The 22,249-nt window shown below is 52.7% G+C and carries 19 protein-coding genes; 11 read left to right on the top strand and 8 right to left on the bottom strand.

All coding sequences use genetic code 11. The annotated features are described in order from the left end of the window. The first annotated feature begins 76 nt into the window (after window positions 1-76). Both RZA33_RS16695 and RZA33_RS16690 read left to right on the top strand, forming a co-directional pair. On the top strand, window positions 77-772 hold the full coding sequence (locus tag RZA33_RS16695; RefSeq protein WP_317508832.1) for a YagK/YfjJ domain-containing protein: 696 nt from the start codon (window positions 77-79) through the stop codon (window positions 770-772). 337 nt (window positions 773-1,109) lie between these two features. Further along, a complete protein-coding gene (locus RZA33_RS16690; protein WP_317508831.1) occupies window positions 1,110-2,609 on the top strand; it encodes a YfjI family protein in 1,500 nt (499 codons plus the stop codon). A gap of 99 nt (window positions 2,610-2,708) precedes the next feature. Here the strand turns inward: RZA33_RS16690 and RZA33_RS16685 are convergent, their stop codons facing one another. From RZA33_RS16685 to RZA33_RS16670, 4 genes are all read right to left on the bottom strand, one after another. Continuing rightward, window positions 2,709-3,440: a hypothetical protein gene (locus RZA33_RS16685; RefSeq protein WP_317508830.1), complete on the bottom strand. Its 732-nt coding sequence runs from the start codon at window positions 3,438-3,440 to the stop codon at window positions 2,709-2,711. Between the two features lie 276 nt (window positions 3,441-3,716). Then, window positions 3,717-4,022: a hypothetical protein gene (locus tag RZA33_RS16680; protein WP_317508829.1), complete on the bottom strand. Its 306-nt coding sequence runs from the start codon at window positions 4,020-4,022 to the stop codon at window positions 3,717-3,719. A 179-nt stretch (window positions 4,023-4,201) separates the two neighbouring features. Continuing rightward, window positions 4,202-4,417 (bottom strand): DUF6447 family protein, encoded by a 216-nt coding sequence (locus RZA33_RS16675; RefSeq protein WP_317508828.1) that lies wholly within the window; start codon window positions 4,415-4,417, stop codon window positions 4,202-4,204. Window positions 4,418-4,552: 135 nt separating this feature from the next. Continuing rightward, window positions 4,553-5,710 carry a site-specific integrase gene (locus RZA33_RS16670; RefSeq protein ID WP_317508827.1) on the bottom strand — a complete coding sequence of 386 codons (1,158 nt, stop codon included), beginning with the start codon at window positions 5,708-5,710 and terminating at the stop codon, window positions 4,553-4,555. A gap of 288 nt (window positions 5,711-5,998) precedes the next feature. Between RZA33_RS16670 and RZA33_RS16665 the strand changes: the two genes are divergently transcribed. Further along, window positions 5,999-7,870 (top strand): bluetail domain-containing putative surface protein, encoded by a 1,872-nt coding sequence (locus RZA33_RS16665; RefSeq protein WP_317508826.1) that lies wholly within the window; start codon window positions 5,999-6,001, stop codon window positions 7,868-7,870. Window positions 7,871-7,965: 95 nt separating this feature from the next. Next, complete coding sequence (locus RZA33_RS16660; protein WP_317508825.1) at window positions 7,966-8,745, top strand: SapC family protein; 780 nt, start codon at window positions 7,966-7,968, stop codon at window positions 8,743-8,745. A gap of 516 nt (window positions 8,746-9,261) precedes the next feature. Here the strand turns inward: RZA33_RS16660 and RZA33_RS16655 are convergent. The 3 genes from RZA33_RS16655 to RZA33_RS16645 form a co-directional block, all read right to left on the bottom strand. Further along, window positions 9,262-9,474: a DUF6447 family protein gene (locus tag RZA33_RS16655; RefSeq protein WP_317508824.1), complete on the bottom strand. Its 213-nt coding sequence runs from the start codon at window positions 9,472-9,474 to the stop codon at window positions 9,262-9,264. Between the two features lie 28 nt (window positions 9,475-9,502). Then, window positions 9,503-10,273: a SapC family protein gene (locus RZA33_RS16650; RefSeq protein ID WP_317508823.1), complete on the bottom strand. Its 771-nt coding sequence runs from the start codon at window positions 10,271-10,273 to the stop codon at window positions 9,503-9,505. Window positions 10,274-10,375: 102 nt separating this feature from the next. Next, window positions 10,376-12,382 carry a bluetail domain-containing putative surface protein gene (locus RZA33_RS16645; protein WP_317508822.1) on the bottom strand — a complete coding sequence of 669 codons (2,007 nt, stop codon included), beginning with the start codon at window positions 12,380-12,382 and terminating at the stop codon, window positions 10,376-10,378. Between the two features lie 218 nt (window positions 12,383-12,600). Between RZA33_RS16645 and RZA33_RS16640 the strand changes: the two genes are divergently transcribed. The 3 genes from RZA33_RS16640 (at window position 12,601) to RZA33_RS16630 (ending at window position 15,364) form a co-directional block, all read left to right on the top strand. Continuing rightward, window positions 12,601-13,737 carry a tyrosine-type recombinase/integrase gene (locus tag RZA33_RS16640; RefSeq protein ID WP_317508821.1) on the top strand — a complete coding sequence of 379 codons (1,137 nt, stop codon included), beginning with the start codon at window positions 12,601-12,603 and terminating at the stop codon, window positions 13,735-13,737. 95 nt (window positions 13,738-13,832) lie between these two features. Then, entirely contained in the window at window positions 13,833-14,042 is a 210-nt protein-coding gene (locus tag RZA33_RS16635; protein ID WP_317508820.1) for a DUF6447 family protein, read from the top strand. 125 nt (window positions 14,043-14,167) lie between these two features. Continuing rightward, on the top strand, window positions 14,168-15,364 hold the full coding sequence (locus tag RZA33_RS16630; protein WP_317508819.1) for a Calx-beta domain-containing protein: 1,197 nt from the start codon (window positions 14,168-14,170) through the stop codon (window positions 15,362-15,364). A gap of 315 nt (window positions 15,365-15,679) precedes the next feature. Here RZA33_RS16630 and RZA33_RS16625 read toward each other — a convergent pair whose 3' ends face one another. Then, complete coding sequence (locus tag RZA33_RS16625) at window positions 15,680-16,357, bottom strand: hypothetical protein (protein ID WP_317508818.1); 678 nt, start codon at window positions 16,355-16,357, stop codon at window positions 15,680-15,682. A 380-nt stretch (window positions 16,358-16,737) separates the two neighbouring features. Here RZA33_RS16625 and RZA33_RS16620 point away from each other — a divergent pair, with 380 nt between their 5' ends. From RZA33_RS16620 to RZA33_RS16605, 4 genes are all read left to right on the top strand, one after another. Further along, complete coding sequence (locus tag RZA33_RS16620) at window positions 16,738-17,967, top strand: O-antigen ligase family protein (protein WP_317508817.1); 1,230 nt, start codon at window positions 16,738-16,740, stop codon at window positions 17,965-17,967. A gap of 470 nt (window positions 17,968-18,437) precedes the next feature. Further along, entirely contained in the window at window positions 18,438-19,871 is a 1,434-nt protein-coding gene (locus RZA33_RS16615; protein WP_317508816.1) for an MBL fold metallo-hydrolase, read from the top strand. Window positions 19,872-20,824: 953 nt separating this feature from the next. Further along, window positions 20,825-21,442 (top strand): DUF6036 family nucleotidyltransferase, encoded by a 618-nt coding sequence (locus RZA33_RS16610; protein ID WP_317508815.1) that lies wholly within the window; start codon window positions 20,825-20,827, stop codon window positions 21,440-21,442. 2 nt (window positions 21,443-21,444) lie between these two features. Beyond that, a complete protein-coding gene (locus tag RZA33_RS16605; RefSeq protein WP_317508814.1) occupies window positions 21,445-21,873 on the top strand; it encodes a hypothetical protein in 429 nt (142 codons plus the stop codon). Window positions 21,874-22,249: the final 376 nt, after the last annotated feature.

The following is a 22,249-nucleotide window of genomic DNA, read 5'->3' as shown; positions in this document are numbered from 1 at the left end:
CACACTGCTCATACACCGGCCCTAGCAAGCTGGGGCTCACCCGTGCGTGTCTGGTAACCCATGAGATACATCACCCATGTCCTCTTACCATCGCTTTGCGCAACACCCCAAACGTCACCCTCATAACCCCCACTGGAAATGCCATTACAGTGGCACTTTCACAGGCCTGCCTGTTTATCAGCATGTTAATGGCCCGTTAATTGAGCAGTACTTGGAGCGTTCACTGCATATCCTCCAGCAAGCCATGGCCTGCCAACGCCGCACCTTCGTTTGCCGCATGGATCTGCGCTTTCCCGAGGGGTATCCGGCGGCGACCCTGGATCACCACAATGTTTTGCTGCTTAACTTCTGGCGCTATTTAAAGCGCGAGTTAGCGGCAACCGCGGGAAAGTATCGGCCTTGCCTACGCTTCTTGTGGGCGCGAGAACACGAAAGCAGTGAGACCCATCATTATCACTTAATGCTGCTGCTTAATTACGAGGCGATTTTTACAGTAGGAAATTACTCGCCTTCACCGGGGGGTGGCTACTATCGCAACAATCTCACGCATCGAGTGGTGCGTTCTTGGGCGCGAGCCATTGAATGGCCCTTAGAGAACATGGGAGGTCGTGTGCAGGTTTGCCTGCATCCCAACACACCAACGCCAGTGGAATACTGCCTCCGTCTTGGCGATGACGAGACGTTAGCATCGGTCTTCTATGCAGCCAGCTATTTATGTAAAGCGTATAGCAAAATACCTTACGGCCATTCGTTCGGCAGCAGTCGATTATGAGAGGACGTACCCGCTGCTTACGCCGACCTTACGCCACCAATGTCTAACAAAGGGTTACCAATTTACTGCGTGTCATTTACCCCGTTTGAGCAGTCATACCTCACCGATACCGTGAGGGCACTGCTTTTCCTGCTAGGCGTAGCAACAATATCACGTGTACCGCATAGAATGCCCTCTGCAACACTGATTCATGAACATGAAAGCGAATAACTGTCAATAGCTCTGCTTATTTATCAACCCTTGGTAAAAGCAGTGCCGTATTACCCGTTATCGGCATTTTTTAAGGTGGTGACGTCGAGTTGATACTCGACTATTCACTAACCACAGGAGATGCCTCATGAGCTACCCCATGACCCCTTACGGCCAGTTACTGCTACCACCTGGTCAGCTTCACTTGACTGAATTCACCGATACGCGCTTTACCAAAACGGTGATGGAGTTGAGCCATCACCTACAGGTGCCCACCGATATGGTGCTTTACGCGTTACTGGGGGTGATCAGCACGACCTGCCAGGGACGCTACCGAGTCAAACTGCCGACCCATCAGCTTAGACCGCTTAGCTTAGCGATTTTAATTATTGTGACTTCTGGCGGCCGCAAATCCACGCTGCTTAAACAATTAATGGAGCCTTTGTTGAAAGTCGAGTGGGAGGAACGCCAAGTGTATCGCAAGCGACTGGAAGAGCATGCAGCGGAGATTGCTCAGTGGGAAGCGGAACGTGACGGGTTGCTGCGTGCTTTTAAACGCCAGCGCGGTAAGGGAACGCCTGTGGAGATAGACAGCAGTGCCCTCAAAGCACACGAGAACGTAAAACCCGATCACCCAAGGCGGTTCCGCCTCGCTTTCGAAGATGCCACCGATGCCTCATTGTTCGCTCATCTCGCCCATGAACTGCCGAGTGCCAGTTTAATTACAGCGGAAGGTAAAACGCTGTTTGATAGCGCCATGTTCAAGGCCTTTGGCAAACTGAACGCCCTCATCAGTGGTGATCGAATCACCGTTGACCGCGCGAACCAACCCGCCTTAGAGCTAGATCATGTTAGCCTGGGGGTATTGGCCATGACCCAGCCCGGTGTGCTGCAAACCCACCTTGACAAACGAGGCGATGAGGCCCGGGAGGCGGGCCTTTATGCGAGGCTATTAGTGAGTCAGCCAGTCTCCCTAAGCGGACAGCGGTTTTTAAACCCAGAAGCGCCCAGCCCCAAGTGGGAAGCATGGCAGGAAGGCCGGGCACGCTTGGAAACGCTGGCCCGAGAGAATCGCTTGCTACTGTTTGCACCGGAAACGGATCCCACCGTGCTTGAATTTGACCAGGAAGCAAATCGAATGTGGGTGCAGTACTTCAATGAAATTGAGGCTGAGATGCAGCCTGGTGGACGCTTTGAGCACAGTCAGGATCATGCGTCTAAGCTTGCAGAAATCGCTGCACGGACGGCTGGCAGCCTACACTTGTTCGAGGGAGAAGAAGGCCTCATCCGGCCAGAAACGCTGCTGCAAGCGATTGATTTATGCAACTGGTCGTCCGTCAATTTCCACTCGGTATTTCAGCCTGTACCGCAGATATGTCGAGATGCTCAACTGCTCAACAACTGGTTTCAGGATCACCGCAACCGAGGAATTCGCTTTTTAAGACGCACCTCGGTACGCCAGCGCGGCCCCAACGTCTTGCGTAACCGCGACCGACTACTCGCTGCTATTGAGGAACTACAGGTGAATGGGCAAGTCGTGCAATTTATGGATGGGAAGACGGCAACGCTGGACGTAATGCCCTGGCTACCCATCGTTCCGCAGCCCACACATCAAGCTAACTTGCCCACCCAACCCACTATCTATTAAGCTTCGCACCGTCTAACCTTGCTCCCATGCCTACGTGCATGGGAGCGAATAAGGATCTCTCAAGGCGGTATGATAAACAGATGTGTCGTAGACAGCGCTTCACCGACGTCTGCCACCCACTGGTATACGAAACGCTTCATACACTTTGTTGACCCCTTTATTTTCAATAAGCAAATTGAAAATCTCCCCGACAAGATCCTCTCCGCGCTGCTGAATCGGAAAGTGCTGCTCCTTCGCTAACCGCTCCACCTTGACAGCCAGTAGCTCGGACGTATCGTGCATGTCTGGCCAGCCCTTCTCACTCGGCGGGTGATGCTCAAGCTGTAGTTTGATGAGGCAGCGAAGAATGGCTTGGCTTTCGTCATGTTTATCAGCTTTGACTCGCCCACCACTTCGCGCGCGCTGCGCATAAATGCGTGTACTGATACCAAAAAAATCTTCGGCAAACGCCCAATGGTAATGCCCCCAAGCCAATGTCTCTGACAGGGTAATCAACAGCTGATTATCATGAAATCTCTGCTTTTTTGGATTATCGATGTCTTGCCTTATAGATTGCCCCTCGCGCAACAGATACTTAAAGTAGGCGACTTGTTTATAGGCAGATAGCCAGTGATCCCGAATAGCTTGCTGTGCGTTTCGGTAAGTATCTTTTTCTAGCTCACGCGTTCCCAACCGCCAATCTTCCTGAGGATTGAGCTGCTTACTGACGATCATCGCTTCTAACTCAGGGAGCACCGGCAAATACTCAGTACCACTGGCAGCAAATTTTCTATCCTCCAAACGCTGCTGCAACATTAGCTGCTGATGTGTCAATTTCGTAATGAGATCCACCTTACTCTCCTACCGTTATCAGCCCACTTAACCGGAATAACGACCAGCCCGTTAACGGCGGTGTTAGCGCATCTTCATAGCAGTAAAACTCAAATAAGCGGCACAAAAGGTATCCCCCTACAGCGTAGGGCTAGTATCACTGCAGCATACTTACCACTCGTTGACATGGCCTAAACTAGGCTTTTTGTACCCTACAAACTTAGCTCACTAAAGATAAGATATAAATCACGCAAACAAATATCAGCATCAGGTATTGGGATGTTCAAAAGAAGCATATTAGCACGCTACCATTGCCACCAGAGCTAAGTAGGCCCGTTCCACAGCGTCATCCCCAGCCCCATCATCTTCAATACAGGCGCCGATAAAATCACTCAGGGCATCGCACAGGGCAATCGCTTCGGGAGAATCCCCCAAGGTAGCCTGACACTGATCATACAGCGCATAGAGGCCGTCGAGATCGGCCTGGGTCATGGGCTCGAATAGCAGATGCTCGTAGGCTTCCAGCTCGGCCAACAAGGCCGTGCGGGTAGCATGGGGGATGGGGGCTTCATAAGGGCCTTGGGATGCGGGGAAGTCAGTCATGGAGAGAGTTTAGCAGCTCATAGCGGCCACAGGGCCGCTTTATGCCGTATCGGCAGAAATCATCAGATAGCAACATAAAACGCCGCACGGTGCGGCATTGCAGCATTATCAAATAATTGGCACAAAGGGTACGCAGCCGCTCAAGGCCAAACCCAGAGCGGCGATGAATATAAGGCGCATCAATGTGTCGCCTCTGTCTTGGGCAGCTCTTCACCCAACGCCCTTGCATACGCGGTACGTGCGGTTTGATAAATCGCCAGCTGCTGCTTGAGCTTGTCGATCTCGGCGTCGGTCACGCGCAGGTTGGTCACTTGCGCCTTGGCATTATCGGAGAGGACAGCAACGTTGTATTCGGTGCCGTCAATCGTGATTGTTTGCGGTTTTTCATCTGCCATGCGTTAAAGCTCCTTATTTAACATTTAACCGTCATCATCCCAGTCAGGCCGTTCACTGTAGAGGCCATAATGGGCTGACTAATAATAACCAGCTACCCACTTGGCTCGCTGCTAACCAGGCCACACAGTCGCTTTCTAACTTGGCAGCTCCATCACCGGTACCGCCTCCACCGCTTCAAACAACCGCTCGCGGCTTAGATGGGCATAGCGGGCCGTGGTGCGAATATCCGCATGGCCTAACAGCTCCTGCACCTCATACAGGCTTCGCCCCGCGTTCACCAGAAAGCTGGCAAAGCTATGGCGTAAATCGTGCAGGCGCAGCTCAGGTAACCCGGCCCGCTGGCGGGCGGCATCCCAACTGTGGAAGATCGATACAAACGGCAGCCCCGTGCGAGGGTTGGCAAACACACATCCATTCAATGGCACGCCTTCCGCCAGTAACGCTGACAATAACTGCCATGCCCCTTTCGATAGCGGTACATGGCGTACCTTTCCTGATTTCGTTTTAGGAATGCGCCACAGTTTACGCACCATATCCACATCGTCCCAGCGCGCATCTAGCACCTCACGCCTGCGTGCCCCCGTATAAATCAAAAACGCCACGATAGATGCCAGCAACGGGTTATGGCTGTCATTGACCGCGACCAACAGCCGCTGGATTTGTTCGTTAGTTAGATAACGCTCAATGCGGTTGTCTTCCTTCAACGCTCTCAGCGCTTTGGCAGGGTTTTGCTCTACTCCCTCGACCCCCCACCGGAGCGCCAACGTGTAGCCATAGCTCAGCAATATCAAAGCACGGTTACACGTACCGGCCGCGTAGCCGCGTTCGCGCATCGTTTCGATTAACCGTGCGATATCTGGCGGTATCACGCTGCCCATGGCACGCTTACCCAAGGCAGGCACTACGTGAAGGCGAATCATCGTTTCATCGGTATTCCAACTGCGTTTGTAACTTTTGACGTAAGGCAAATACTGCTCACGATAGAAAGTGGCTACGGTGAGGCCATGTTCGGGCAACCGTTCCAGACGGGGGTCGTCTCCTGCTATAGCCCTGCGCAAAGCCGCCCGTGCTGCCGTCCTCGCTTCGTCTATAGTCAGCAAGCGCGCATCCCCCAGAGTGAGCACGCGTTGCTTTCCTTCCCAGCGATAGCGCACTCGGTAAGCCAAACGGCCGTTGGCCATCACATCCACGTAAAGGCCACGTATTAAGGTATCGAATACCTCGCAATGGCTGCGCCCTTCTGGGCAACACAGCGTTAACACACCGGCATCGGTCAATTTTTGTACAGGCATGGGGTCGTCTCCTATGGTAGGAAACGACTACTTTGGCGGCGACGGCGATCAAACAAATCAAGGAAAATGCATCGAATGCATAGAAACGGAGTCGTTGTTGAGTCGAAGCACTCAAATGGCCTATCGAAAACATCATATTTATCAGCTTTTTAGTAAAGGAATCACAGAAGTCTCACTGCAGAGACCGCTGGCGAAATCTTTGTTGGTACGGCCAACAACGACACGTTCAATGCTGAATCTGGTGCACTGGAAGCGACTTCTGTTGACGGTCTGGGTGGCAACGACACCTTGAACGCCACCTACAAGAACGGTACTGACTTCGGTTTTACACCGACCATCCGTAACGTCGAAAACATCAATGTCAACATTGATTCGCTCGCCGGTACAGATAATACATTCAATGCCCTGAATGTTCGTGGCGCTACCATTACCCTTGCTTCTACCAAGCTAGGTTTTGACGGCGAAGCAGGCGCATCAGAAGTTGCTGCCAACAATGTCACGGCAGGACAGAATGTTACTGACCTGACCGTTGCTGATCTAACGACCGGTGTTGTTGATACCGGCGCTGCTGAAGTTGCAAGTGTAACAACGGCAAATGGCACTGATGTGGCGAATATTACCTCCAACGGTGATATTGATCTGACTATCGGTACTGCTACTGATGCTGTGCTGACTACGACTGCCGATGCAGAAGTAAACCTTACAGCTGATGACACCACCACGCTGACAGTGGCTGGTGAAGGTGATGTTACTCTGCTGGCCGGTGATCTAACGACAGACGAAATTGTCAATAACAAAGCTTCCGGCACGTTGACGGCTTCTGTCGCTGCAGACGCTAATGTTGGTGACTGGAACGTTGACAACATCCAGGTTACCGCTGACGCCGCGCTGACGGGTGTTGCACTGGCACCCATCGAGCTGACTGAAGAAGCTCTGACTGTCTCTGCTGCAGGCAAGGCCGCTGCAACTAGCAATGTGGTAATTAACACTGCTGTCGATCAGACGTCCATCACAGCTACTCAAGCTAAAACTGCAACGGTTAACCTGACTGCAGCAGCTGTCGTTACTACGTTGGACGTAGGCGCAATTGATACCACTATCAATGTTGCCGAAGCCTCTGAGATCGCCACACTGACTTCTACTGGTGAAGTTACGTTGGCGGGCGAAGGCGACGTTGAAATTGGCGGTACTGCTGCTACCGAAGCTGCAGTAATCGATGCGGCCGGTCTTGCAGGTAAACTGACTGTTGAAACTGCCGCTAACGATGCATCTGTAGTTGCGGGCGCTGGTGGTTTAGAACTAACCACAGGCGCTGAGACAGACACTGTCGCTGTGACCGGTAACACAGGTGCTGATGTTGTAGACGCTAGCTCTATCACCACCGGTACCATCGTATTCGAAGGCGGTGCAGGTGAAGATCAGCTGACCGTTGATGTAGCAACTGCTGCTGCTGCCACTGTCGTTTTCGATGGCGGCGAAGGCAACGATAAGCTTGTATTAGCTAACGCCACTGATTTGACAAGCGCTACCGTGACTCTGGCCAATGTTGAAACCATCGACGTTGACGGTGCCTCTGCCACGGTTAAGGCAGCGACACTTTCGGGTCAGTCCTTCGCCATTACCGGTGACGGTTTTAACGCCAGTGTTCTCAACATTGCTGGTACTGCTGCCGCCGACACTATCGACCTGTCTGGTTTGACCGCGTCTTCCTCTGTAGGTGGAACAGGTGTCAGCCTTAAAGTTACTGGCGGTGCTAGTAACGACATGATTACTCTTGGCTCTGCTACTGAGACTGTCGTAGTTGGCGCGCGAGATACCGCTGGCCTAGATACCATCACTAATTTCAGTGCAAATGACTTCTTGTCTTTCAACGACGCCACAAGCGTTGTGAACCTGGTGTCCGGTGCTGATGCGGTAACTTTCACCAAGGGCACGGGCACCGGTCAGTTTGCTGATCTAGATGCAGTGTTGGATACCTTTGCTACCTCGGGCGATAACGAACTTGTCGTTAATACCGCTGCTGTATTCACCTTCGACAGCAAATCTTACGCTCTGATTGATGGTGAGACTGCTGGTTATGCAGCAGCTGACGACGCAATCGTTGAACTGGTAGGTACTGACGTTACTACCCTAGGCGCTGGTAACTTCATCGCCGCTTAATCCCTCTCTTTGAGAAGGATGCCTATCTTTGATAGGTAAAAGCATAATAACCCCCGGCTTCGGCTGGGGGTTTTTTGTTCTAATCAGGAGGTTGTATGTCCCAATGGATCGCGATTTCGCGCACCCAACACGCTGATAGTCATTACCTGCCACGCCAGGGCTATGCCTTTACCATCAATCAAGCCGTGGCCCCCATCCTGCTGGCGGAATTGCCCAAACTCGTTCCACACTATGCCCTGGGTTTTATCAAGCAGGAAGCGGGCTATCAGGCGGTTGCCTTGCTAAGCCTGGATGGCCAGAACAACCTTTACCTGCACAGCGATGGCCGCTGGTTGGGTAATTACGTGCCTGCCTCGCTACGGGGCTATCCCTTTACCCTGGCCCGTAGCGACCAGGATCAGGTACTGGCCATTGCCCAGGAGCATTTGAGCGACGATCAAGGCGAGCCGTTGTTCGACGAGGAGGGTAATCTGGCGGTGACCGTTCAGAAGACGCTGGAGTTTCTCAACCAGTGCGAACAGAACCGTGAACTGACCCAGCAGTCGATGGATGCCCTGGCGGAAGCAGACGTGATCGAGCAGTGGCCACTCAAGATCGAACGCGGAGAAGGGCACGACCCCATCAGCGTGAACGGCCTGTACCGGGTAAGTGAGACAGCCTTAAACGCCCTGGAAGCCGATGCCTACGCCAAGCTACGCGGTGGCCCTATGGCACTGGCCCACGCCCAGCTGTTTTCGATGAGCCAGCTTAGTCAGCTTTCTGAGCGTGCTAAGTACCATGCCGAACACGGCGCTACCCAAGAAGTACCTGAAAACCTTGATAGTGTGCTCGATGGTATGGATGATGAGGAGCTTACGTTTGATTTTGACTCGTAAGAGTGGGCATTTTGGCTAGAAAAAAGCCTCTGCCGTCAGCAGAGGCTGAGTGTTTTTTTAATCACTCACTCAGTTGTTGATGCGAATTTTTAATGTTGAGTTTCGGCGCATACCTGTTCTACCTCTTCTACCAGCAGGTCTTCAATGTCGGCGATCAACTGATCACTCATCTTCGTCAGTGCAGTATTAACCACTGTGCTGCTTGAGTTGGGTAAAGTCCATCAGCTGTGCAATGTCGGGTGGGGCAAAACTTTCGATGAGCTGCTGGACAAACTCAGGGTAGCTGAGCTGAATAGCTCTTTATAGCCGGTGTCATGATGTTTGTGGTGGGGATCCGGCATGGAGGAAGCCTCTATCAAAGTGCAAGGTGCCGTTCAGGGGGCTAAACCTATCACAAGCCGCTTAAGCGTGTGCTTCTCCATGTCAGGATCAGGGTGCTTCAAATAATCGGTACAAACGGCACGCAGCCGCTGAGCAACATCCCAACAACGACGATCAGCAGTAAGCGCGGCACGCTTAGTGCACCTCTTTCTGCGGCAGCTCGGCACTCAGCGCTTTGGCATAGGCGGTACGGGCGGTTTGATAAATCGCCAGCTGCTGCTTGAGCTTGTCGATCTCGGCGTCGGTCACGCGCAGGTTGGTCACTTGGTTACGGGCGTTTTCCGACAGGTCCGCCACGTTGTATTCGGTGCCGTCGATGGTGATCGTTTGCTGCTTTTCATCTGCCATGGTGTTGCTCCTTAACTTACGTGTTGAGTTAGCTATCAAAATCAAATTCTAGATCGTTATCATTATCGAAGACGCTATCGAGGTTTTCAGGCGCTTCTGTGGTGCCCTGCTGCGCATGAAACTTAGCCCATCCCGAGAGCTGGTTCATCTGGCTGACCGAGAATAACTGCGCGTGGGCCAATGCCATCGGGCCACCTTTCAGCGTGGCATACACCTCGGGTGCCAAGCTGTTTAGCGCTTTTTCATTCACACGAAACAAGCCGTTAACGGTCAACGGCTCGTGGCCTTCGCCGCGTTCAATCTTTAATGGCCAAGGCTCAATCACTCCAGCATCCCCTAACGCCTTTACCGCTTGCTGGGTCGCTTGGCGGTTCTGCTCGCACTGCTGCATAAACGTGAACGTTTCCGCTGCTTTACCGGTGAGCTTATCCGCTTCGTCAAACAACGGCTCGCCAGCATCATCGCTGAGGTGATCCGCGTCAATGGCGAAGACTTTCTCACCAGTTTCGCTATTAGCTAAGGTAAAGGGATAGCCGCGCAGGGTCGCAGGCACATAGCCACCCAACCACTTACCGTTGGGGGCCACGTAAAGGTTATGTTGCCCCAGGCCCAGCAATGCTACGGGAGTGTACTGCTCTCCCTGCTGAATAAAGCCCAGCATGTACAGCGGTAGCAACTTGGGCAGTTCGGCGAGAAATACACCGACCACCGATTGCCCCTGGGCGAAGGTATAGCCGTCGCGGGGTAAGTGATGCTTGCCACGGTGCTGGCTGGGCGAGAGTGCTGTCCATTCGGTCATGGCACCTCCTTGAAATCCAAAGAATAAAAAACCCCCGACCGAAGTCGAGGGTTAATTTTACCTTAACCTATCGAGGATAGGCATCCTTCTCAGGGAGAGGGATTAAGCGATTGCAGCAACTTCAGTTTCGGTGATGCCTTGCAGTTCAATAACAAGGTCGTCTGCAGCAGCGAAGCCAGCATTCGAACCATCGTTAATGACGATGTAAGCACTGCCCTCGTACTCGAAAGATACCACTTCACCGACAAGTGCGGCTGTACCACCAGCGTTAGCAAAGGCTAACGTAGCAGCGTCGTTGAATGTGGCTGCTTGAGCGGTAGTGATTGAGCCAAATTCGATATCCGCTGCAAGAGCTGCTGCACCAGCGTCAGAGAACAGACCATCGTTATCGGCATCAAAATCAGTAATAGTCACCGACCCAGCACCAGCAGTGAGGCTGTGAACCGCGTCTGCACCGCCACCCAACGTCAAGGTGTAATCTGCAGTTACATCAATACCTTGGATGGTGTCAGCAACGGAAGTGCCGGTTACAGTAGTACCGCCAGCAGTCAGGTCAACAGTAACGCCAGTGATACCTGTGTCGATGGTGCGGTTCAAATCCAGACCAGAAAGATCGATGGAGCTAGAGTTTGCAGTACCTTCGACAGTGAAAGCCGCTTGACCTGCATCACCAGCAACGCTGTACTCAGCACCCGAAAGCTGCTCTGCGGCAAAAGTAGCGCTAGTAGCAATCACTACGTTTTCTAGACCAACCAGTGAAAGGGTTCCAGCGGATAGATCAACACCGCTAGCAACTTCAAGGGTGTCGTTGCCTTCACCAAAGTTGATAGCCATGGTGCCTGTAACATTAGCTTCAAGCGTTACGGTGTCATCACCAGCGTTAGTGATAACGGTAGCTTCGTCACCAAATGCTGCAGAGAAAGTCACCTGATCGTTGCCAGCCTGACCAACAAAATTGGTCTCGCCGCTATTAGCGAACTCAACGGTGTTGTTGCCAACTGCACCATTAACTTCGATGCCAGCAGTGTTTGCTATAGTTGTGGTCAGCTCAAGCTCACCATCAAGACCAGAAGCATCTAAAGTACCAACAGCATCTGCATCTTCGATAACGACATTTCCAGAACCAACGAGTGTAACGTCATCGCCAGCTACTACTGCCAACTCGGCACCATCAGTGACGTTCACAGTCAGCGCAACATCATTAGCCGTCAAGGATGCGACTTCAACACCAGCAGCTGTAAGTTCCAGCTCAGCAGATGCCAGAGTAGCGCTGGCAAATGCCAGGGTACCAAGCGCTGCTAATCCAGAAGTCACATTAACAGTGCTTCCAGTGTTGCCTTGACCGGTAATTGTCAAACCGGTTTGCTCTTCCGTAATAGTAACGTTAGCAGCATCTGCAATTTCGATTGCCGCGATAGCTTCTGCGATAGAGATGGTATTGACTTCCCACTCAGCAGCGTTCGCGCCAGTCGTAGTCACTACCGCTGTATCAACACCGGTGATGTCTGTCACGGCGCTCAAGTCACCCTGAACAGTGATGACACCTTCACCAGAACCAACGATTTCAGTAACAGACACAGTGCCAGTACCAGCAACGTCAGTCAGAGTTACAGTTGAATCGGCAGTTGCGGTCAGGTTAAGAACATCCGCATTATCTACGCCAAGGGCTATGTCACCATTGACAATGACGTTAGCAGCGTCATTAGAGGTGTCGGTAGTTACAGAAACTTTTTCAGCAGCGCCGGTGTTAACCGTACCTGCCTCCAAAGCAGTAACGACCAAGTTGGTTACGTTTTCACCTGCGACAACGTTATTATCGCCAGCGTTGCTCAACGTGAACGCACCGTTGTAGCCCTGCTTAGAGCTAGACGCAGTAATAGTCGCGCCGTCGGTGTTTGCAGCACTGAACTGAGCACCAGAGAACACGTCGAGGTCAAGATTGACGTTCTCAATGTTCAACAGAGTTGGTGCAATACCACCCTTGTTAGCATTGGTGATAACCGCGTTCAGCGTGTCGTTGTCGCTGGTAGACTGATCCAGCAGCGAATCGCCAGCTTGCAGCGTGCCAGCTTCAGCGGTAAACGTATCGTTGTTCGCAGTACCGAACAAACGATCGTCGCCAGCTGCAGTGAGACTCGTCTTGTCACGACGCTATCTTTTTAATTTTAAAAGACGTTCGTTGGCATCTTCTACACACTTCGACTCTATAACGACCATGCTGCTGCCTGTTCGACGCCGTTTTCGTGCTTTCTTCCGCCTTTTTTAGCCGCCACAGTTTTCGTTCCTAACCAACGGAGATTGTGCCATGCCTGTTCAAAACCTAACCGATGCCGGAGTTATCTCGTTGTGCTGCCCGGAAAGGGCGCAGCCACCTTGAAGTGTTCGATACCTGGATGCGCGGCCTTTACGTCGATGTGATGGCCAATGGCCGAATGGCGTACCGGGTACGTTATCGCCTTCACGGTAAACAACGGGTGCTTACCCTGGGTGATGCTCGCTTGCTGACGGTACAAGAAGCGCGGGCGGCGGCGCGTAATGCTTTGCGAAGAGCAATGATAGGTGATGACCCTCGCCACGAGGCTTTGCCGGAGCAAGGTCCAATGTTGGCGGCGTTTTATCTTGAGCAGTATTTGCCTTATGTCAAAAGCTACAAGCGCAGCTGGAACACGGATGAAACGATGATTCGTCATCATTTGATCCCGGCCCTGGGCGAGCGGGCCATGGGCGATGTGATCCCACCGGACATCGCCCAGCTGATCGATACGATGCGCCGGCGTGGCTACGCACCAGGCACCTGCAATCGGGTGCTGATAGTGCTGCGTTATGGTTATACCCTGGCGCTGCGCTGGCGTATTCATGGCATCGAGCATAACCCGGCAAAAGAGCTTAAAGGCTTGAAGGAAGACAACCGTATCGAGCGCTTTCTAACACCGGAGCAGGCCCGGCGGTTGCTGGCAGAGATGCGCCACAGCCACAACCCGCTGTTGTCCTCAATCGTGGCCTTTTTGATATACACCGGGGCACGCAAGCGCGAGGTGCTTGATGCCCGCTGGGAGGATATCGATAGGTCGCGCAAGTTGTGGCGCATTCCTAAGACCAAGTCGGGCAAGGTGCGCCATGTGCCGTTATCGGCGGGCGCTGAGCAGGTGCTTGAAACGCTGTGGGCGAGCGGTGGGTGGGAAGGGGAGTATGTGTTCACCAACCCGAGGACGGGGCGCCCCTTCGTGTCGATTTTTCACGGCTGGGATACCGCCCGAAAGCGGGCGGGATTACCAGAGCTGCGCCTTCATGATTTACGCCATAGCTTTGCCAGCTTTTTGGTCAACGCAGGGCGTAGCCTGTACGAAGTGCAGCAGCTGTTGGGCCATGCCGATATTCGCACCACGGCCCGCTATGCCCACCTGAGCCGCGAGCGACTGTTCGAGGCGGTGGCGACGGTGCCGGTTCTTGAGCTGCCTCGTTAGCAATAGCCTGTGAAGCCACGGTAGGCCTCGACAGCGAGCCGCATGGCATGGATGATGGCAGCTTAACGTTAACTTTTGACGAAGGAGTTTTACCCATGGCAGATGAACAGAAAACCATCACCATCGACGGCACCGAGTACAACGTGGCCGACCTTTCCGACAACGCCAAGGCGCAAGTGACCAACCTGCGCGTGACCGATGCCGAAATTGAAAAACTCAAACAGCAGCTGGCCATCTACCAGACCGCACGTACCGCGTATGCCAGGGCGCTTTCTGATGAGCTGCCTAAGAAAGAAATGCACTAAGTATTTTGAAAATAAAGTTATTACTCGCCATTGCCACGCTATTAACCGGCTGTGGTGGGGTGCCGATTATTTAATCGGGTATGACCTCCTCCGGTCGACTTCACCGTTAAATGAGGGCTTTGCCGATGGTAACTGTGACTCGGGACCCTGACCGCTACCGGATACTGCCTGGGGAGGGCTATGACGGTGTGGTTCAAGTGTCAGCCGGGGGTTTTTATGGCTCGGGTGTATTGCTAAACGGCGGCAGAGCCGTACTGACTTCCGCCCACGTGATTGAAGGTGCCGATGCTGTGACGGTGCGTATGGATATGCCAGCGGGGCGAATTAACATCCCCGCCTCCCAGTATGCACTTCATCCTCTTTTTGATGTCGCCAATGGCGATGGTGATCTTGCGTTGGTGTGGCTAGGCGAGGCAGCGCCGGTAAACGCTGAGCGAAGCTCGCTCTACCGTTATGGCGATGAAGTGGGCAGTGACATCACCTTGGTTGGTTACGGCCTTCCTGGCGATGGCCTGACCGGATACGTGGAAAGTGGCAGTGTTGAACCGGCTAAACGCTTTGCTGAAAACCGTTTTGATACCACTGGTGAGGCAATGAAAGGCGCCCTGGGGCGCGGTATTACTTGGGACCCCTTACCAGGCGCTCAGCTGATCATCGACTTTGACAACGGGAACCCCGAAAACGACGCGCTGGGTGTGCTAATGGGCCTGCACAACTCCGGGAGAGGGGTAACGGAGGGGCTGATTGCTCCCGGTGACAGCGGCGGCCCCGCGTTTATCGATAATATGGTAGCGGGGGTCGCCACCTACACGGCGACGCTTAGTCTTAATGGCCAATCCCCTGATGTGAATAACGCCCTAGACAGCAGCTTCGGTGAAATCGCATCGTTTCAGCGGGTCAGCTACTACCAGTCTTGGATCGATCAACGCCTGCGCTTGGCCGACCCCAACGCCCCGACACGCCCGGAAGATGTCGAAACTACGTTGCGTGAAGGGGATGGTGTGACCCAGCTTATGTACTTCCTACTCGAATTTAACGGCGAGCGTGACCACCCGGACCAGTGGCTCAGCGTTGATTACGCCACCCGGGACGGTACTGCTACTGCCGGGGAGGATTACCTCGCCGTGGCTGATACACTAATTCTCTATCCCAGCGAAACGCAGGCCGCCATTGCCGTGGAAGTGGTCGGCGATGAGACGCCTGAGCCTGACGAAACCTTTTACCTGGATGTGTTCAACCCGGTGGGAGGGAGCTTTGGTGAGAACGTTGTCCAATTAACTGCCGTGCGTACCATTCTTGATGACGACGGATGGATTGCGTAATCTTTGGTTGTTGAGTCGCCCTGCATCCTGCTGCTAACCTGCTTTCAGCGCTAACGTCTGAGGCATTTGAACTCGTGTTTGCGGCTACAGCCGAGAGACGTGCAGTGGAAGAAAAGCGCGATACTGTCCGCCATTTATTGGCGTTCGGTGTGCTCAGTGACTAGCAGATTGCTGAAGCGACGGGGTTAGCAGTTGACGAAATTGCGAAGATGCGCATCGAAGATAAGCACTAAGCTCACCTTATTGCCTGGCGTTATAACCGCACAAGGCAGCTAAATGGCTGCCTTGAAATTCCAATTCGCTTCAATAACGCGCTTAGAAGGTATAGCTAATACCGATCAGCGCGACCGGGAATACCGGCAGCTTGTCGATATCATCCTTCAAACTCGCTTCTTCGGCACGAATATTTTCCTGCAGTCTTGGGTCGACGTTTTCAAAGCCGTTCGTGGTGCTAAGTGAAACATCAACGTTGGTGGCTACCACACCGAACTCGGAGAAGAACCCGAAGCCGGTTTCGTGGGAACTGCGCCAGCCCATGCCTACGTAGGGCTGGGTGCTATCTGCCACCGTTGCGGTGCCCACTACTGAGCCGATCTGTGCTGCTGAATAGTTGGTGCCGTTCAATTCATAGCTTGTGCCGTTGCGCGGTGTTCCCGTTACGTTTGCTTCGATTTCCGGCATCATCGCGCCCGCTGAAAGGAAGAAACGGCCGCCAAAAGGAAAATAATCCACCTTTAGGCTGGCGGCTTTCATCCCAAACTCGGCATCGTAATCAACGCCGTCTTCTTCAAAGTCGGTATCCAAATCCAGCCCATCCGTATAGCGGCCGGTTAGCGCCAGGTTTTTGTGGAAACGCCAGGAAACATCACCACCAAAGCCTGTGGTACCGGCAATCGCGCCGACAGAAACACGCTGTTCAAAGGTATCGGCATTGACGCTGGTCGCTGATGCCAGAGCTAGTGCCCCGGCTAATAAGCCCACTACTTTTTTCATAATCCTAGCTAATCCCTTGGTTCGCCCAATCTAATGCTGGGGCTTATTTATGTTTTTCGTCATTGAAGCGTTAGCTCAGAACGCCAGCGCGAATTATACAGAGGCAAATAATTTTTAATGTAGGAAATTGCCTACGCTATGTAAGAAATGGCTTACAAAATAGCGCTTTCTCGCTTTGTTCTCAGCATTACTGAGGAGTTGCTGCCCATTATTCACAAAACCTAAGCCGCTCTGAGCGTCACCTAAACCGCCGAAATCACCTCGTTATGCTAGTATGGTCGGCCTTTGTGCCGACCATTTTGTGCTGGCGCCTGCGTTTCTGTTGACGGACTCGCTGTGATCACTATGTCTTATTACCCTCTGCTACCGTAGGCGTTGCGATGCGTTTGTATACTAGTTTGGCTGTCTTCCTATTAAGTGCTATCGCTTTGATTGTGCCCAGTGGCTATTCGCTGGGGGCAGTCATGCTGTTGCTGGGCAGTGTTGTACTTCTGGTTAAGCAGCCAACGCTTGATTTGAAACGCCAGGACTGGTTGGTGATGGCTGCTTTAGTTGCTTATGCCGCCATCGGCATACTGGAGGCTTGGTGGGATGGCCAAGGCACACGGGGAGTCGACAAACCCATACGCTTTTTGTTGGCCGTGCCCGCCATGCTGCTGGTAATGGCTTACCCGCCACGATTAAGCTGGCTGTGGAGCGGCCTAGCCATTGGTGCCATCGGCGCTGGCACTTGGGCTGGCTGGCAAAAGCTCGCCGAAGGGGTAGGGCGTGCTACAGGCCATACCTACGTTATTCAGTTCGGCAATCTGAGTATGCTTCTTGGGATTCTGTGCCTGGCTGGGCTAGGTTGGGCGGTAGTGCAACCTCATCGCAAAACCTGGATCGCTTTTTTGTTGGTGGGGGCAGTGGCGGGTATTCTCGGGTCGCTGTTCTCGGGCAGCCGCGGGGGCTGGATCGGTTTACCGTTCGTACTGCTAGTGCTTTACCGGGGCTACGGTCGCCAGTTGCCGAGAATGCAAATAATAGGCGCGTTACTGGTGATTGTGATGGGGGGCTTGCTGGTGTATCTCCTACCGCAAACGGGTGTACAACTTCGGGTGCATGAGGCGTTTAATGATGTTGAGCTTTATATGTCGGGTGAAAACCCGGCAACGTCGGTCGGTGCGCGCTTTGAAATGTGGAAAGGGGCCTATCAGTTAATCTTGGAAAAGCCATTCACCGGTTGGGGCGACAACGGTTATCAACAAGGCATGCAAGCACTGGCGGATAAGGGCTTGGTTGACGATGTCGCGACAAATTATGGTCATGCACACAATGAATTTATAGACGCGTTTGCCAAGCGGGGCATTATTGGCCTTACCGTGCTGCTAGCGCTATACCTTGTTCCTATGCGGCTCTTTGCATCGCAAATAACGGCGGAGAACCTTGAGCTGCGCTCGCTTGCCGTGGCAGGGGTGCTACTCCCGGTGGCGTACATTGATTTTGGACTCTCTCAAGCGTTCTTGATCCATAACAGCGGGGTGATGATGTACGCCTTTTTGCTTGCTGTGCTTTGGGGTATTTATTCCCGACAACGTAAAGAGCTTGTTGGTGAGAAACCGTTGTTGTAAGAAGCAGACTCTTTCAAGCGATACTTTACAGCGCCAAGATTTTTCCTGATCGCTCAACAAGTTGTGCTCCTACGAAAACCACTCTATGGGGCATTTGGAAGAGCTGGTTCTTTCAAGCGATACTTTACAGTGCCAAGATTTTTCCTGATCGCTCAACAAGTTGTGCTCCTATGCAACCCTCTTATCGGGTATTTGTAGAAGCCGGTTCTTTCAAGCGATACTTTACGGTGCCAAGATTTTTCCTGATCGCTCAACAAGTTGAGCTCCTACGAAACCCTTTCTATCGGGCATTTGTAGGAGCACAACTTGTTGGGCGATTTTGTTGCGTCCGAGTCGTTGGATATAAGGTTTCTGCAATTGGTGGCTAATTGAATATTGCCTTTCGCGCTTTTTTATTGCATCGTCGATTTAGTATTAGTTTTCTTTAATAAAGCTAATGGCTTCTAATGGCGATGCTTGGAGAGCTGACGATGGCGATAAACCCTAAGGCGAATTCTTTATCCACTATCATTCATCATGGCGGCGCTAGCGGTGTTACCGGTAGTTGTCATCAGCTTATCGCTAATAGTGAGTCTTCACTATTAATCGATTGCGGCTTGTTCCAAGGCGAAGATGCACAGCAGGATAGCTTCGATCAGCTCTCTATTGATTTTGATATTTCAACGCTAAAAGCGCTAATCGTTACCCATGTCCACATCGACCATATTGGGCGGTTGCCTTATTTGTTGGCCGCTGGGTTTTCAGGCCCCATTTTGTGCTCAAAGCCTTCGGCGAAGCTATTACCGTTGGTAATTGAAGATGCCCTGAAAATTGGCTTTACCCACAATGCGCGTTTAATTTCCCAGTTTTTAGAGCGGGTAGAGCAACAGCTGGTGCCGTTGGATTATGCTAAATGGCACACCGTGGACGATTCGCCCGCTATGAACATGAAGATAAAGCTGCAGCGTGCGGGGCATATCCTGGGTTCTAGCTATGTAGAAGTTGCATTGCGGGAACCCCACTCCAAACGCCGTGAGCGCGTGGTGTTTTCCGGCGACTTGGGGGCGGCTAACGCGCCTTTACTGCCTGCGCCCAAATCGCCGCCAAGAGCCGATGTGCTGGTGCTGGAATCTACCTATGGTGACAGGCTGCATGAGGGGCGTAGTGAACGGGCGGCACTTCTTAAGCGAGCGATAGAGAAGGCGTTGGATAATAAAGGCACGGTGATTATTCCTGCCTTTAGCATTGGCCGAACCCAGGAGCTGCTTTACGAGTTAGAAGGGATTATTCACCGGGCGGGTAATGATGCGCTCTGGCAGTCGCTGGAAATTATCGTCGATTCGCCGCTGGCTTCGCGTTTTACTCGGGTGTACCGGGAGCTAAAACCGTTTTGGGATGACGAGGCGCAAAAGCGTGTGAAAGCAGGGCGGCATCCGCTCAATTTTGACGCATTGTATACGGTGGATAGCCATGAAACGCATGAGCAAACGGTACGCTATTTAGCCGAAAGCGGCAGGCCCGCGGTGGTGATTGCCGCCAGCGGCATGTGCGCCGGTGGCCGGGTAGTGAATTATTTAAAAGCTATGTTAGGTGACCCGCGCCACCAGGTGCTGTTTGTGGGTTATCAGGGGGCGGGAACCCCGGGGCGCGATATACAGCGCTACGGGCCTCAGGGCGGTTGGGCAATGTTAGATGGTGAGCGTTACGATATCCGCGCGGGCGTGAGCACCATCAGCGGTTACTCCGCCCACGCTGATCAAAAAGATTTACTCAACTTTATCAAGCGAATGCGCCATTGGCCCCGGGAAGTGAAGCTGGTGCATGGCGATGCAGGTGCCAAGCAGGCACTTAAAACTGCCATTGAAGCGTTGGCCCACAAAGCCGGGCGGCCCATCAGTGTTGTTTTGCCTTCGGCGCATGAGTGATTTTCGGGGCGGGATCCTTGCTGATCGCGCAATGAATTGCGCTCCTACAACACCTGGTGCACGCACCCAGCCAATGTAGGAGCCCGACTTGTCGGGCGATTAGGCCGTCTAGGGGCATTTTTACCTCCGGTGGCTCGATCTTTGCTGATCGCGCAATGAATTGCGCTCCTACAACACCTGGTGCACGCACCTAGCCAATGTAGGAGCCCGACTTGTCGGGCGATCAGGCCATCTAGGGGCATTTACCTCCGGTGGCTCGATCTTTGCTGATCGCGCAATGAATAGCACTCCTACAACACTCCGTGCCTGCACCGCGCCTCGTAGGAGCCAGACTTGTCGGGCGATTAGGCCGTCTAGCAGCGATTACCTTCGGTGCCTTGAACATTGCTGATTGCTTACTCATAGCATATGCATTGTCATCGCGAGCAAAGCGCGGCGATCTCGGGGTTGTGGTGCCACCGTAGACTGAGATTGCCGCGTCGCTGCGCTCCTCGCAAGGACATGTAGTGGGTCATAGCGGGCGGCTCTTCACATGTCATCGCGAGCGAAGCGCGGCGATCTCGGGGTTGGGCTGTGCTTGTCATCGCGAGCAAAGCGCGGCGATCTCAGGGTTGTGGTGCCACCGTAGACTGAGATTGCCGCGTCGCTACGCTCCTCGCAACGACATATAATGGGTCATAGTGAGCGGCTTTCCACTTGGCATCGCAATGGTCAGGTTTTGATAATGTCGGTCTGACCTGTTTTTCATCAATCGTTGCCCGGCAACACGGTAGCCACCTTTCGGCGCTTAGGGGCTGTGGGGTGGGGCAGGAGTGAGTTAAAGGAGTTTTACTTTTTTTGGTTATGGCAGCATTTTTCTTTACGCAGTGGATAGATAAGGCGAGAGAGGGGGCGGTTGAGCGTTTGTCAAAGCGGGCTGTGGTATGGTTCAGCATATATTTTCAGGAGAGATCATGCCGATAGAGCCGGGGGAGTACCCGATAATCGAGCCTGAGACGGCGTTAGGGCTTGCACTCGTTGAGTTTTTCGATGTGCTTGAGCCTGTGTATGCCAATGGCGAGAAAGGCATTTTTCAAGCGATTGTTTTTGGTGGCTGTGCTGTTCATATCCACTCGCAAGCACGAGGCAGTGCGGATATAGATGCCGAGGTGTCGTCTCATGGCTGGGCCGATAAATCCGAAATAGTTGCCCTTTTGGGTGAAGACGCCTATGTATTTGCTGATGAAGAAGGCATAGTGCAAATGCTGGAGTTGGACACTAGTTTTAACACCACATTGGCTCCTCTACATGAGGATTACGAAGATCGCGTCATTCGGCTGATGACCCAAAGCAACGTACCTAACGTGGAAGTGTACGTCGCAAGTGCGCTAGATGTGGCTATTTCGAAGCTTGGTCGCTTTGGTGACCGTGATCAAAACGATATTCAAATACTGTTGCAGCTTCCTTATATCGACATTGGCGAATTTGAACGATTAGCTCGAGAAGCGATCAGCTGCTATGTGAGGGATGAAACTCGTATTTTGGGTAACCTGAAAATGATGCTAGATAACTATCATCGTAGCGAGGGCTAGTAATGAAGTTTTTTGTCACCAATAAACAGCTATACCGCGTGGGTTCTCGCCCTCTTGAAAGCGCTGTTGAGGATGTTAAGAAGCTTGCCGAGTCAATCTGGTATAAAGGTTATCGGCCTACGTGGGGAGAGGTAGAAACACTTCGCTCCGCCATGACACATGAAGAGTTTCAGCGTTCGCTTTGTGTCCTTGAAATGCTGAGCCAGTACCCTGTCTGCCCCCGTGATACCGCGCTGCACTTGCAACAAATGACCCGGCGCTTCCACCGGCAGTTGTTAGGAGGTGACGATGCTCCCACTCAAGGTCGGTACTCCCCTGGCAAGCGTTGGGGTCTGACCGATAACACGACGTCACTTCGCAAAGCTTTGCTTCCACTGCAGACACGTACCTTTGCTGATTCTACTGGTCATCGTCATGGGCTTAGTGCCTAACGCGAGGATACTAAGTAAGCCTCTGAAGTGGCTATAGTTTGCCCGCTGCTGTTGCTGGGCTTATTTATGGTTTTTCATCATTGAAGCGTTAGCGCAGAACGCCAGCGCGAATTATACAGAGGCAATTAATTTTTTAATGTAGGGAATAGCTTACAAAATTGTCCTATCTCGCGCTGTTCTCGGGCCAGACTTGTCGGGCGATTAGGCTATCTAATAGCCAATACCTTCGGTGCCTCGATCCTTGCTGATCGCCCAATGAATTGGGCTCCTACCGGGCGATCAGGGTATCTACTAGCCATTACCTTCGGTGCCTCGATCCTTGCTGATCGCCCAATGAATTGGGCTCCTACCGGGCGATCAGGGTATCTACTAGCCA

The sequence above is a fragment of the Halovibrio sp. HP20-59 genome (assembly GCF_033052795.2).
Lineage (GTDB): Bacteria > Pseudomonadota > Gammaproteobacteria > Pseudomonadales > Halomonadaceae > Vreelandella.
This window is presented reverse-complemented; position numbering and strand designations above follow the sequence as displayed.

Bases quoted from the DNA above. Each gene is read 5' to 3' on its own strand.
- RZA33_RS16695 (WP_317508832.1), top strand. From the start codon at position 77: ATGTCCTCTTACCATCGCTTTGCGCAACACCCCAAACGTCACCCTCAT.
- RZA33_RS16690 (WP_317508831.1), top strand. From the start codon at position 1,110: ATGAGCTACCCCATGACCCCTTACGGCCAGTTACTGCTACCACCTGGT.
- RZA33_RS16680 (WP_317508829.1), bottom strand. From the start codon at position 4,022: ATGACTGACTTCCCCGCATCCCAAGGCCCTTATGAAGCCCCCATCCCC.
- RZA33_RS16675 (WP_317508828.1), bottom strand. From the start codon at position 4,417: ATGGCAGATGAAAAACCGCAAACAATCACGATTGACGGCACCGAATAC.
- RZA33_RS16670 (WP_317508827.1), bottom strand. From the start codon at position 5,710: ATGCCTGTACAAAAATTGACCGATGCCGGTGTGTTAACGCTGTGTTGC.
- RZA33_RS16660 (WP_317508825.1), top strand. From the start codon at position 7,966: ATGTCCCAATGGATCGCGATTTCGCGCACCCAACACGCTGATAGTCAT.
- RZA33_RS16655 (WP_317508824.1), bottom strand. From the start codon at position 9,474: ATGGCAGATGAAAAGCAGCAAACGATCACCATCGACGGCACCGAATAC.
- RZA33_RS16650 (WP_317508823.1), bottom strand. From the start codon at position 10,273: ATGACCGAATGGACAGCACTCTCGCCCAGCCAGCACCGTGGCAAGCAT.
- RZA33_RS16640 (WP_317508821.1), top strand. From the start codon at position 12,601: ATGCCGGAGTTATCTCGTTGTGCTGCCCGGAAAGGGCGCAGCCACCTT.
- RZA33_RS16635 (WP_317508820.1), top strand. From the start codon at position 13,833: ATGGCAGATGAACAGAAAACCATCACCATCGACGGCACCGAGTACAAC.
- RZA33_RS16630 (WP_317508819.1), top strand. From the start codon at position 14,168: ATGGTAACTGTGACTCGGGACCCTGACCGCTACCGGATACTGCCTGGG.
- RZA33_RS16625 (WP_317508818.1), bottom strand. From the start codon at position 16,357: ATGAAAAAAGTAGTGGGCTTATTAGCCGGGGCACTAGCTCTGGCATCA.
- RZA33_RS16620 (WP_317508817.1), top strand. From the start codon at position 16,738: ATGCGTTTGTATACTAGTTTGGCTGTCTTCCTATTAAGTGCTATCGCT.
- RZA33_RS16615 (WP_317508816.1), top strand. From the start codon at position 18,438: ATGGCGATAAACCCTAAGGCGAATTCTTTATCCACTATCATTCATCAT.
- RZA33_RS16610 (WP_317508815.1), top strand. From the start codon at position 20,825: ATGCCGATAGAGCCGGGGGAGTACCCGATAATCGAGCCTGAGACGGCG.
- RZA33_RS16605 (WP_317508814.1), top strand. From the start codon at position 21,445: ATGAAGTTTTTTGTCACCAATAAACAGCTATACCGCGTGGGTTCTCGC.